This is a genomic window from Mycobacterium sp. E3251 (genome assembly GCF_001666835.1).
GTDB lineage: Bacteria > Actinomycetota > Actinomycetes > Mycobacteriales > Mycobacteriaceae > Mycobacterium.
Window position 1 is genome coordinate 1 of the sequence record NZ_LZJF01000162.1, and the last position, 12,071, is coordinate 12,071.

Annotated in this window: 11 protein-coding genes; 10 read left to right on the forward strand and 1 reads right to left on the reverse strand. The window is 66.7% G+C overall.

Features of this window, described 5'->3' with window-relative positions; translation table 11 throughout:
- Positions 1-110 precede the first annotated feature (110 nt).
- Together A5697_RS20295 and A5697_RS20300 are read left to right on the forward strand one after the other, a co-directional pair.
- Positions 111-602, forward strand: coding sequence for a thioesterase family protein (locus tag A5697_RS20295; protein WP_068011823.1), 492 nt, complete (start codon positions 111-113; stop codon positions 600-602).
- A 94-nt stretch (positions 603-696) separates the two neighbouring features.
- Positions 697-1,137 carry an SRPBCC family protein gene (locus A5697_RS20300; RefSeq protein ID WP_067943533.1) on the forward strand — a complete coding sequence of 147 codons (441 nt, stop codon included), beginning with the start codon at positions 697-699 and terminating at the stop codon, positions 1,135-1,137.
- On the opposite strand, the gene A5697_RS20305 is transcribed toward A5697_RS20300, so the two are convergent.
- A complete protein-coding gene (locus tag A5697_RS20305; protein WP_067943535.1) occupies positions 1,134-1,826 on the reverse strand; it encodes a GntR family transcriptional regulator in 693 nt (230 codons plus the stop codon). The two genes, A5697_RS20300 and A5697_RS20305, sit on opposite strands and share 4 nt — an antisense overlap.
- Positions 1,827-1,987: 161 nt before the next feature.
- On the opposite strand from A5697_RS20305, the gene fadD5 reads away from it, so the two are divergent.
- The 8 genes from fadD5 to A5697_RS20345 all read left to right on the forward strand — a co-directional run.
- On the forward strand, positions 1,988-3,628 hold the full coding sequence (fadD5, locus tag A5697_RS20310) for a fatty-acid--CoA ligase FadD5 (RefSeq protein WP_067943537.1): 1,641 nt from the start codon (positions 1,988-1,990) through the stop codon (positions 3,626-3,628).
- A gap of 248 nt (positions 3,629-3,876) precedes the next feature.
- Positions 3,877-4,692 (forward strand): ABC transporter permease, encoded by an 816-nt coding sequence (locus A5697_RS20315; protein WP_066949488.1) that lies wholly within the window; start codon positions 3,877-3,879, stop codon positions 4,690-4,692.
- A gap of 1 nt (position 4,693) precedes the next feature.
- Positions 4,694-5,563, forward strand: coding sequence for an ABC transporter permease (locus A5697_RS20320; RefSeq protein WP_067943538.1), 870 nt, complete (start codon positions 4,694-4,696; stop codon positions 5,561-5,563).
- Between the two features lie 5 nt (positions 5,564-5,568).
- The gene (locus A5697_RS20325; RefSeq protein WP_068011824.1) at positions 5,569-6,882 is read left to right on the forward strand and encodes an MCE family protein; all 1,314 of its coding nucleotides are present in this window, start codon (positions 5,569-5,571) and stop codon (positions 6,880-6,882) included.
- The gene (locus A5697_RS20330) at positions 6,879-7,919 is read left to right on the forward strand and encodes a virulence factor Mce family protein (RefSeq protein ID WP_067943542.1); all 1,041 of its coding nucleotides are present in this window, start codon (positions 6,879-6,881) and stop codon (positions 7,917-7,919) included. Before A5697_RS20325 ends, A5697_RS20330 begins: the two co-directional genes overlap by 4 nt.
- On the forward strand, positions 7,916-9,508 hold the full coding sequence (locus A5697_RS20335; RefSeq protein WP_067943545.1) for a virulence factor Mce family protein: 1,593 nt from the start codon (positions 7,916-7,918) through the stop codon (positions 9,506-9,508). The genes A5697_RS20330 and A5697_RS20335 overlap by 4 nt, the downstream gene beginning before the upstream one ends.
- Positions 9,505-11,115 carry a virulence factor Mce family protein gene (locus A5697_RS20340; protein WP_067943546.1) on the forward strand — a complete coding sequence of 537 codons (1,611 nt, stop codon included), beginning with the start codon at positions 9,505-9,507 and terminating at the stop codon, positions 11,113-11,115. The genes A5697_RS20335 and A5697_RS20340 overlap by 4 nt, the downstream gene beginning before the upstream one ends.
- Positions 11,115-12,071, forward strand: a 957-nt coding sequence (locus tag A5697_RS20345; RefSeq protein ID WP_082953513.1) for a virulence factor Mce family protein, incomplete at its 3' end; no start/stop codon positions are given. The genes A5697_RS20340 and A5697_RS20345, both read left to right, overlap by 1 nt.

Below are 12,071 nucleotides of genomic sequence, written 5' to 3' on the forward strand. Positions count from 1 at the left end.
GTCCAGGTCGAGATCGACGACGCGGATGGGCCGGGAATCGGCGTACGGGCGAGGCAGACCGACCCGGTCCAGCACGGCCCCCCGAATCTGAACCATGTTGGAATACAACCATGGCTTCGGAACCCCCGGCCTCGCCGGATCCGGTGATACCACCGGCGCCGGACGGGCTCACCAGCGACGACTTCCCCGTGCTGTGGCCGGTCGGAACCCGGTGGGCCGACAACGACATGTTCGGCCACCTCAACAACGCGGTGTACTACCAATTGTTCGACACCGCCATCAACGCCTGGATCAACACCAGCACCGGGCTGGACCCGTTGACCACCCCGGCGCTGGGCATCGTCGCCGAGTCGGGCTGCCGGTACTACTCGGAACTGCATTTCCCCGAAGACCTCGCGGTGGGCCTGGCGGTGACCCGGCTCGGCCGCAGCAGCGTCACCTACCGGCTCGGCGTGTTCCGGGCGGCGCAAGCACAGCAGGCGCAGCCCATCACCGCGCTGGGCCATTGGGTACACGTCTACGTCGACCGGTTCAGTCGCAAGCCGATCGAGATCCCCGCACCCGTGCGCTCGTTGCTGTCGTCGGCAAGCGTGGACCGATAAGCCTGAGATCGCCCGCGGGGCCGGGGCTTTCGTGCGAAACCGCGGCCAGGCCTGCACTGCCGGAGCGCGTCGCCCACCCGGCTATGCTTCGCCAATGCCCGTTATGAGCAAGACCGTCGAGGTCAGCGCCGACGCGGCCTTGATCATGGCCATCGTCGCCGACTTCGAGGCCTACCCGCAATGGAACGAGGAGATCAAGGGCCTCTGGGTGCTCGCCCGATACGACGACGGGCGCCCCAGCCAGCTGCGGCTCGACACCGACTACCAGGGCATGCAGAGCATGTTCATCCAGGCCGTGTACTACCCGGGGGAAAACCAGATCCAGACCGTGCTGCAGCAGGGTGACCTCTTCACCAAGCAGGAGCAGCTGTTCAGCGTCGTGGCGATGGGCACGTCGAGCTTGCTGACGGTGGACCTCGACGTCGAGACCTCGATGCCGGTTCCGGCGCCGATGGTCAAGCAGCTCCTCAACAATGTGTTGGACCACCTTGCCGAAAGCCTCAAGCGGCGCGCCGAGCAGCTGGCCGCGGGCTAGTCGAAGATCCCGGTCCGGTCCCGCATCTCGTTCAGCCGGGCGGCCGCGTCCGTGAATTGCCACACGGTGTGTTCGATCACCGCGGCGGCATCGCGCCGGCGCAGCGCCGCGATCAGCTGGCGGTGATTGTCGACGGCGGCCGCACCCCACTGCTGATCGGCGGCATACATCAGCACCGGCATGTAGCGCGCGGCGTTGAGCAGGAACCAGGCGAGCTTGATCCGCCCGCTCGCCTGATTGAAGACCCGATGGAACGCGAACTCGATGCCCGCGATGGTCTCGGCATCGCTGGAGCCGACGGCCGCGGCGAGCGCCTCGTTGATGCGCTCCAGCTCGTTGATCTCCGCGTCGGTGATGTGGTCGGTGGCGGCGGCCGCCAGCTCCTTGGCGATGGTGGCCTGCAGCCAGAAGATGTCCTCGACGTCCTGCCGCGTGAGCGGGAGCACGACGTGACCGCGGTGCGGTTCGAGCTGCACCATGCCCTCGCCGCGCAGCTTCAGCAGCGCTTCGCGCACCGGCGTGACGCTGACGCCGAGCTCGGCCGCGGTCTCGTCGAGGCGGATGAACGTTCCCGGCCGCAAGGCCCCGGACATGATCGCCGCCCGCAGGTGGCCCGCGACCTCGTCGGACAACTGCGCCCGGCGCAGCGGCCGTCGGCGCCTCAGTCGCGTGGAAATCGGTGCGTTCACGGGGGCTGCCAGGGCTTTCGGGGCGTCGCGGAGGTTGGTTTGAAACTTATATCGGGGCTTGTCAGCTGGGCTTTAAGGCCATAATGTGACCCAGACAACACCATGTTTTATCAAATATCAACCTGGCGCAAGCGGTGCGCGAGTGAAGGGAAGGGCTGGGGTTGACCGCGCAATTAGCGAGCCATCTGACGCAGGGAACCGAGCAGCCGTATCTGGCCCGGCGGCAGAACTGGGTGAACCAGCTCGAACGGCATGCCCTGATGCAGCCGGGCGCGACGGCGCTGCGCTTCCTCGGGAAGACCGTGACGTGGGGCGAACTGTGGCGCCGGGTCGGGGCGCTGGCCGATGCGCTGAGCCGTCGGGGAGTCGGCTTCGGCGATCGCGTCATGGTCTTGATGCTCAACCGCACGGAATTCGTCGAGTCGGTGCTGGCGGTCAACATGCTGGGCGGGATCGCCGTGCCGCTGAACTTCCGGCTCACCGCCGCCGAGATCGCCTTCCTGGTGCAGGATTGCGAAGCCCGCGTGGTGATCACCGAATCGGTGCTCGCCCCGGTCGCGACCGGGGTTCGCGACGTCGAGCCCCTGCTGGACACGATCATCGTGGCCGGTGGCGCGAGCGACGACAGCGTGCTCGGCTATGACGACCTGATCAACGAGCCCGGCGCTTCGCACGAACCCGTCGACATCCCGAACGATTCGCCGGCGTTGATCATGTACACCTCGGGCACCACCGGCCGGCCGAAGGGCGCCGTGCTGACCCACACCAACCTGACCGGCCAGACCATGACGGGCCTCTACACCAACGGCGCCGACATCAACAGCGACGTCGGTTTCGTCGGCGTCCCGTTCTTTCACATCGCCGGCATCGGCAACATGCTGACCGGGCTGCTGCTCGGCACCCCCACGGTGATCTACCCGCTCGGCGCCTTCGAGCCGGGGCCACTGCTCGACGTGCTGGCCGAGGAGAAGGTCACCGGCCTGTTCCTGGTGCCCGCGCAATGGCAGGCGGTCTGCGCCGAGCAGAAAGCGCGGCCCCGCGACCTCAGGTTGCGGGTGATGTCGTGGGGGGCGGCGCCCGCGCCCGACGCGCTGCTGCGCGAGATGTCGGCGACGTTCCCCGGAACTCAGATCCTCGCCGCGTTCGGGCAGACCGAGATGTCGCCGGTCACCTGCATGCTGCTGGGCGAAGACGCGATCCGCAAACGTGGATCGGTCGGCAAGGTGGTCCCGACCGTGGCCGCACGCGTGGTCGACGAAAACATGAATGACGTACCGGTCGGTGAAGTTGGTGAAATCGTTTATCGCGCACCGACTTTGATGAGCGGATACTGGAACAATCCGGAGGCTACCGCGGAGGCGTTCGCGGGCGGTTGGTTCCATTCCGGGGACCTGGTCCGGATGGACGCCGACGGCTACGTCTGGGTGGTGGACCGCAAGAAGGACATGATCATCTCCGGCGGCGAGAACATCTACTGCGCCGAGGTGGAGAACGTGCTGGCCAGCCATCCCAGCATCGTCGAAGTCGCGGTCATCGGGCGTTCCCACGAAAAGTGGGGCGAGGTGCCGATCGCGGTGGCGGCGGTCGCCGGCGAGCAGCTGCTGCTCGAGGAGTTGGCCGAATTCCTGGGCGAGCGCCTCGCGCGGTACAAGCATCCCAAGGCGCTCGAGATCGTGGACGCGCTGCCGCGCAACCCCGCCGGCAAGGTGCTCAAGACTGAGCTACGGATCCGTTACGGCACCGCAAATATCGACGAAAACCGTTCTGTTACAGAAGGTTTCACTGGCAGAGAGGAAAGCTGACGGAAACTGTAACGTTTGCCCGCTGTTGACGAAGGGTTAATTGTGCAGATGCAGTTCACACGTGCATGGCCATCGGGTACATTCCTGTGGTCTCCGTTACTACTTGCCAGTAGGGAGCCCATGGTCACACACGTTGGGTCGCGGCAAGGTGGGGGCACCCCCGGCCGCGCAGCGGCGAGGGGGCGAGGCGTGCTACACGTTCCGCCGCGGCGCCCTGAGGCCCGCGGTATCGGCTGGAGGGGGCAGCGGTGACTTCAACGTCGACGAGTCGACAGGGCCCCTACCTGGTCGGCTACGTACGCGACCAGCTGCAGACGCCCTTGACGCTCATCGGAGGGTTCTTCCGGATGTGCGTGCTCACCGGCAGAGCGCTGTTCCGCTGGCCGTTCCAGTGGCGGGAATTCGTCCTGCAGTGCTGGTTCATCATGCGGGTGGCCTTCCTGCCGACCATCATGGTCTCGATCCCGCTGACCGTGCTGCTGATCTTCACGCTCAACGTGCTGCTGGCCCAGTTCGGAGCCGCCGACCTGTCCGGTGCCGGTGCGGCGATCGGTGCCGTGACTCAGCTCGGGCCGCTCACCACGGTGCTGGTGGTGGCCGGCGCCGGCTCGACCGCCATCTGCGCGGACCTCGGTGCCCGCACCATCCGCGAGGAGATCGACGCGATGGAAGTGCTCGGCATCGACCCCATCCATCGCCTGGTGGTTCCCCGCGTGATCGCGGCGACCCTGGTCGCCACCCTGCTCAACGGCCTGGTGATCACCGTCGGTCTGGTCGGCGGCTACCTGTTCGGTGTCTATCTGCAAAACGTCTCCGGCGGCGCCTACCTCGCCACCCTCACCACGATCACCGGCCTGCCCGAGGTGGTCATTGCGACCGTCAAGGCCGCCATGTTCGGCCTCATCGCGGGGCTGGTCGGCTGCTACCGCGGGTTGACCGTGCGCGGCGGCTCCAAAGGGCTCGGCACGGCGGTGAACGAGACCGTCGTGCTCTGCGTCGTCGCTCTGTATGCGGTCAACGTCGTGCTGACGACCATCGGCGTGCGATTCGGGACGGGCCACTGACATGTCAACCTCTGCCGTATTGCGCGCCCGCTTCCCGCGGGCAGTCGAGAACCTCAACCGCTACGGCGGTGCCGCGGCCCGCGGCGTGGACGACATCGGCCAGATGGCCTGGTTCGGAGCGGTGGCCGTCGGACACATCCCGCACGCGATACGCAACTACCGCAAGGAAACGTTGCGGCTGATCGCCCAGATCGGCATGGGCACCGGCGCCATGGCCGTCGTCGGCGGGACCGTCGCGATCGTCGGCTTCGTGACCCTCTCCGGTAGCTCCCTGGTCGCTATCCAGGGCTTCGCCTCGCTCGGCAACATCGGGGTCGAGGCATTCACCGGCTTCTTCGCCGCACTGATCAACGTGCGCATCGCGGCCCCGGTGGTCACCGGCATCGCGATGGCCGCCACCGTCGGCGCGGGCGCGACCGCGGAGCTGGGCGCCATGCGCATCAGCGAAGAAATCGACGCCCTGGAAGTCATGGGCATCAAGTCGATCTCGTTCCTGGCGACTACCCGGATCATGGCCGGCCTGGTCGTCATCATCCCGCTCTATGCCCTGGCCATGATCATGTCGTTCCTGTCCCCGCAGATCACCACGACGGTGCTCTACGGACAGTCGAACGGCACCTATGAGCACTACTTCCGGACGTTCCTGCGTCCCGACGACGTGTTCTGGTCATTCCTCGAGGCCATCATCATCACGGCGGTCGTGATGATCACCCACTGCTTCTACGGATACAACGCCGGCGGCGGACCCGTCGGCGTCGGGGAGGCCGTCGGCCGATCGATGCGTTTCTCGCTGGTGTCGGTGCAGGTCGTCGTTCTGGCCGCAGCGTTGGCGCTCTACGGCGTCAACCCGAACTTCGCGCTCACGGTGTAGCCGCCATGACATCACCATCGAAGGGCCCCGCACAGGTCAATGCCCCCCGGAAGCCGCCGTACAAGCTGGCCGGCATCGCGGCGTTGATCATCGCTTTGGTGGCCGGGGCCCTGATCTACGGCCAGTTCCGCGGTGACTTCACGCCGAAGACGAAGCTGACGATGCTGGCGTCGCGGGCCGGGCTGGTGATGGATCCGGGCTCCAAGGTCACCTACAACGGGGTCGAGATCGGCCGGGTGGCCAACATCTCGGAGACCGTGCGCGACGGCAAGCCGGCCGCCAAGTTCACCCTGGACGTCTACCCCCGGTATCTGTCGCTGATCCCGGCCAACGTGAACGCCGACATCAAGGCGACCACGGTGTTCGGCGGCAAGTACGTCTCGTTGACGACACCGCAAAACCCGTCACCGCAGAAGCTCAACCCGCACACGGTGATCGACGCGCGCTCGGTGACCACCGAGATCAACACCCTGTTCCAGACCGTCACCTCGATCGCGGAGAAGGTGGATCCGGTCAAGCTGAACCTGACGCTGAGCGCGGCCGCCCAGGCGCTGACCGGGCTGGGCGACAAGCTCGGCCAGTCCGTGGTCAACGCCAACGCGATCCTCGATGACGTCAATCCGCAGATGCCGCAGGCCCGTCGCGACATTCAGGGGTTGGCGGCGCTCGGCGACACCTACGCCAACGCGGCGCCGGACCTGATCGACTTCCTCAACAACGCGGTCATCACGTCGCGGACCATCAACGCCCAGCAGAAGGATCTGGACCAGGCGCTGTTGTCGGCGGCCGGGTTCGGCAACACCGGCGCCGACATCTTCAACAGGGGCGGCCCGTACCTGGCGCGGGGCGCGCAAGACCTGGTGCCGACGGCGCAGCTGCTGGACACCTACAGCCCGGAACTGTTCTGCACCCTGCGCAACTACCACGACATCGAGCCCAAGGCATCCTCGTTCCTGGGCGGCAACGGCTACTCGCTGAACGCCCACACCGAGGCGCTGTCAGGGCTCGGGTTGCTGGCCAACCCGGTGTCGGCGGTGGTCACCCTCGCCAGCCTGGTCGGCGGGCTGGCCGGGCTCGTCGGCGGCGCACCGAACCCGTACACCTACCCGGAAAACCTGCCGCGCGTGAACGCGCGCGGTGGGCCGGGGGGCGCCCCGGGTTGCTGGCAGCAGATCACCCACGACCTGTGGCCCGCACCCGAATTGGTGATAGACAGCGGCAACAGCCTCGCGCCGTACAACCACCTCGACACCGGATCCCCATACGCGATCGAGTACGTCTGGGGCCGCCAAGTAGGGGATAACACGATCAACCCATGAAAATCACCGGAACCATCGTCAGGCTCAGCATCTTCTCGTTTGTGCTGCTGGTCTTCACTGTGATGATCGTCGTCGTATTCGGCCAGATGCGGTTCGACCGCACGAACGGGTACTCGGCGGAGTTCACCAACGTCAGCGGGCTGCGGGCGGGCCAATTCGTCCGCGCCTCGGGCGTGGAGATCGGCAAGGTCAGCTCCGTGAAAGTTGTCGACGGTGGCAAGCGGGCGCGGGTGGAATTCAACATCGACCGCTCGGTGCCGCTGTACCAGTCGACGACGGCGCAGATCCGCTACCTCGACCTGATCGGCAACCGTTACCTGGAGCTCAAGCGCGGTGAAGGCGAGGGCGCTGAGAAGGTGCTGCCGCCGGGCGGCTTCATCCCGACGTCGCGCACCTCGCCGGCGCTCGACCTCGACGCCCTGATCGGTGGTTTCAAACCGCTGTTTCGTGCGCTGGACCCGCAGAAGGTCAACACCATCGCGACCTCGCTGATCACCGTCTTCCAGGGCCAGGGCGGCACCATCAACGACATCCTCGACCAGACCGCGCAGCTGACCAACCAGCTCGGTGAGCGGGACCAGGCGATCGGCGAAGTCATCAAGAACCTGAACATCGTCCTGGACACCACGGTTCGCCACCGGCAGCAGTTCGACCAGACGGTCAACAACCTCGAGGTGCTCATCACCGGGCTGAAGGACCACGGTGACCAGCTGGCGGGCGGGACCGCGCACATCAGCAACGCTGCCGGCACGGTCGCCGACCTGCTCGCCGAGGACCGCGGCCTGTTGCACAACACCCTGAACTATCTGGACGCGGTCCAGCAGCCGCTCATCGACCAGCGCGACCAGCTGAACGACTTCCTCAAGAAGGTGCCCACCGCGTTGAACATGATCGGCCGTGCAATTGGCTCCTACGGCGACTTCGTGAACTTCTACGCCTGCGACATCACGCTCAAGATCAACGGCCTGCAGGCCGGCGGCCCGGTCCGCACGGTCCGGCTCTTCCAGCAGCCGACGGGTAGGTGCACGCCGCAATGAGAACACTGGAACCGGCCAACCGGGTTCGCATCGGCCTGATGGGCATCATCGTGACGGTGCTCGTCATCGGCGTCGGGCAGAGCTTCACCAGCGTGCCCATGCTGATGGCCAAGCCGCACTACTTCGGCCAGTTCACCGACACCGGAGGCATCGGTGTCGGTGACAAGGTCCGCATCGCCGGCGTGGACGTCGGCAAGGTCGAGGCCCTCTCTATCGACGGCGACCACGTCCTGGTCAAATTCAATCTCGGCACCGCAACCATCGGCACCGAGAGCCGGCTGGCGATCAAGACCGACACCATCCTCGGTAAGAAGATTCTGGACGTCGAGGCCCGAGGCAATCAGCCACTGAAGCCCGGGGACTCGTTGCCGATCGGCCAGAGCACCACCCCCTACCAGATCTATGACGCGTTCTTCGACGTCACCAAGGCGGCCCAGGGCTGGAACATCGACACGGTCAAGGAATCGCTGCACGTGCTGTCGCAGACCATCGACCAGACCTACCCGCACCTCAGCGCGGCGCTCGATGGCGTGGCCAAGTTCTCCGACACGATCGGAAAGCGCGACGAGCAGGTCAAGCACCTACTCGCCCAGGCCAACCAGGTGGCCAGCGTCCTGGGTGACCGCAGCGAGCAGATCGACCGCCTGCTGGTCAACACGAAGACGCTGCTGGCCGCCTTCAACGAGCGCGGCCAGGCCATCAACGCGTTGTTGGCGAACGTCGCCGCCTTTTCCGAACAGGTCAAGGGCTTCATCAACGACAACCCGAACCTGAACCACGTCCTCGAACAACTGCGAACGGTCAGCGACATCTTGAAGGAGCGCAAAGACGACGTCGCCGCCGGGCTCACCGAGGTTGGCAAGTTCCTGCCGTCCCTGAACGAGGCCATCGCGTCGGGACCGTTCTTCAAGGTGGTCCTGCACAACCTCGCGCTCTACCAGATCATTCAGCCGTGGGTCGACGCCGCCTTCAAGAAGCGGGGCATCGACCCGGAGAACTTCTGGCGCAGCGCCGGGCTGCCCGAATTCCGGTGGCCCGACCCGAACGGCACCCGATTCCCCAACGGGGCACCGCCGCCGGCGCCGCCGGTGCTGGAGGGCACGCCGGAGCACCCGGGTCCGGCCGTTCCGCCCGGATCGCCATGCTCCTACACGCCGGCCAACCCCGGCGGCAACGTCACGGTCGGTGACGAGGGTCTGCCGCGCCCGTGGAACCCGCTGCCGTGCGCGGGTGGGGCCATCGGACCGTTCGGCGGCCCGGGCTTCCCGGCGCCGGTGGACGTGCTGACCTCGCCGCCGAACCCCGACGGTCTGCCGCCGACGCCGGGCATCCCGATCGCCGGGCGGCCGGGCGACCCGCCGCCCGACGTGCCGGGTACGCCCGTCCCGCTGCCGCCGCAGGCACCGCCGGGCGCGCGCACCGAGAACCTGGCGCCGGCCGGACCGACGCCGCCGCCGTCGACGTTCGCGCCCGGGTTCCCGCCGGGACCGGCGGCGCCACCCGGACCCGGTGCGCAACTGCCGGCGCCGTTCATCAACCCGGGCGGATCGGGCGGCAGCGGCGCTGCCGGGGGAGGTAGCCAGAATTGAGCACCGCCTTTGACATCCGGAACATCCGGCTACCGAAGCTGACCCGGGCGACCGTCATCCTCGGATCGCTGGTGATCGTGCTGGCCATCGTCGTCGGGTTCGTCGGTTGGCGGCTCTTCGAGAAGCTGACCAACAACACGGTGGTCGCCTATTTCCCCGCCGCGAACGCGCTCTACCCCGGGGACAAGGTCCAGATCATGGGGTTGCGGGTCGGCGCGATCGACAAGATCGAGCCGGCCGGCGACAAGATGAAGGTCACCTTCCACTACGAGAACAAGTACCGGGTTCCCGCCAACGCCAACGCGGTGATCCTCAACCCGACGCTGGTGGCGTCGCGGGCGATCCAGCTGGAGCCGCCCTACAAGGGCGGGCCGGTACTGGCGGACAACGCCGTGATCCCTGAGGAGCGCACGCAGGTCCCGGTGGAGTGGGACCAGCTGCGCAACAGCATCACGAACATCATCTCCAAGTTGGGCCCCACCCCCGAGCAGCCGACGGGCCCGTTCGGTGAGGTCATCGAGTCCTATGCCAACGGGCTGGCCGGCAAGGGCAAGGAATTCAACACCACGCTGAGCAACCTGTCGCAGGCGTTGACCGCGTTGAACGAGGGGCGCGGCGACTTCTTCGCTGTGGTGAAGAGCCTGGCTCTGTTCGTCAACGCCCTGCACAAGGACGACCAGCAGTTCGTCGCGCTGAACCAGAACCTGGCGGACTTCACCACGCGGCTCGCGCACAACGACCACGACCTGTCGAACGCGATCGAGCAGTTCGACGGTCTGCTGTCCACCGTGCGGCCGTTCCTGAACAAGAACCGCGAGGTGCTGACCTACGACATCAACAACCTGGCGACGGTGACGAACACGATCCTGCAGCCGGACCCGCTGAACGGGTTGGAGACCGCGCTGCACGTCCTCCCGACCGCCGCGGCGAATATCAACCAGATCTATCACCCGTCGCACGGATCGGTGGTCGCCATCCCGGCGATCACGAACTTCGCCAACCCGATGCAGTTCATCTGCAGCTCCATCCAGGCGGGCAGCCGGCTCGGGTATCAGGAGTCCGCCGAACTGTGCGCGCAATACCTGGCACCGATCCTCGATGCGATCAAGTTCAACTACCTGCCGTTCGGCGCGAACCTGTTCAGCACTGCCGAGACCCTGCCCAAGGAAGTTGCCTACTCGGAAGACCGGCTGCACCCGCCCAACGGATACAAGGACACCACCGTGCCCGGCATCTGGGTCCCGGACACCCCGACGTCGCACCGCAACACCCAGCCCGGCTGGATCGTCGCGCCCGGGATGCAAGGCCAGCAGGTCGGGCCGATCACCGCGGGTCTGATGACCCCGGACTCGCTGGCCGAGCTCATGGGAGGCCCCAACATCGCGCCCGTGCAGTCGAACCTGCAGACGCCGCCGGGGCCGCCGAACGCTTACGACGAGAACCCGATCGTGCCGCCCATCGGGCTGAATGCGCCGGTGCCCATCCAGCCGCCGCCGCCCGGGCCGAACGTGGCCCCGGGCCCGGTCGCCCCGACGCCGGCGCCGGTCGCGGCACCCGCGCCGAACGCCGGTGGGCCCGCGGTCCCGGCTGACGGGGGTGGCCAGTGATGAGCGCCCTTCGTCTGATCCGCCGCCGGGCCTGGCAGGCGATGGTCCTGCTGGTGGCCGCGCTGGTGCTGAGCTCCTGCGGCTGGCGCGGGATCTCCAACGTCGCGATCCCCGGTGGCCCGGGCAGCGGCTCGGGCGCCATGACGATCTACGTGCAGGTGCCGGACACCCTGGCGATCAACGGCAACAGCAAGGTGATGGTCGCCGACGTCTTCGTCGGGTCGATCAAGTCCATCCAGTTGAAGAACTGGATCGCCACCCTGACGCTGGGCGTCGACAAGAACACCAAGCTGCCCAAGAACGCCATCGCCAAGATCGGCCAGACCTCGCTGCTGGGTTCCCAGCACGTCGAGCTCGCCGCACCGCCGAACCCGTCGCAGGAACTGCTCAAGAACGGCGACACCATTCCGCTGAAGAATTCCTCGTCGTACCCCACCACCGAGCAGACCCTGGCCAGCCTGTCGTTGATCCTGCGCGGCGGCGGCATCCCGAACCTCGAGGTGCTGCAGAACGAGGTCTACAACATCTTCAACGGGCGCGGCGAGGCGATCCGGTCCTTCCTCGGCAAGCTGGACACCTTCACCGACCAGCTCAACCAGCAGCGCGATGACATCACCCACGCGATCGACTCGACCAACCGGCTGCTCACCTACGTGGGTGCCCGCGCCGACGTCCTCGACCGGGTGCTCACCGACATCCCGCCGCTAATCAAGCATTTCGCCGACACCAAGAACCTGCTGATCAACGCCGTCGACGCGGTGGGACGGCTCAGCCAGGCCGCCGATCAGGTACGGCGAGCCCTTGCCCAGCTCCTTGAGCGGACACTGCAGCGCCTGCAGGTCGGTGTGCAGCGGCCCGCGGGCTTCCGACAGGTACTGGTCGGCGGCCTGGCTGAGCCGTCCCACCGCGTCGACGGCGTTGATCAGCAGGTTCTTGGTGTCGGCGAAATGCTTGAT

Coding starts and splice junctions, on each gene's coding strand:
- A5697_RS20295 (WP_068011823.1), top strand. CDS start 111: ATGGCTTCGGAACCCCCGGCCTCGCCGGATCCGGTGATACCACCGGCG.
- A5697_RS20300 (WP_067943533.1), top strand. CDS start 697: ATGCCCGTTATGAGCAAGACCGTCGAGGTCAGCGCCGACGCGGCCTTG.
- A5697_RS20320 (WP_067943538.1), top strand. CDS start 4,694: ATGTCAACCTCTGCCGTATTGCGCGCCCGCTTCCCGCGGGCAGTCGAG.
- A5697_RS20325 (WP_068011824.1), top strand. CDS start 5,569: ATGACATCACCATCGAAGGGCCCCGCACAGGTCAATGCCCCCCGGAAG.
- A5697_RS20330 (WP_067943542.1), top strand. CDS start 6,879: ATGAAAATCACCGGAACCATCGTCAGGCTCAGCATCTTCTCGTTTGTG.
- A5697_RS20335 (WP_067943545.1), top strand. CDS start 7,916: ATGAGAACACTGGAACCGGCCAACCGGGTTCGCATCGGCCTGATGGGC.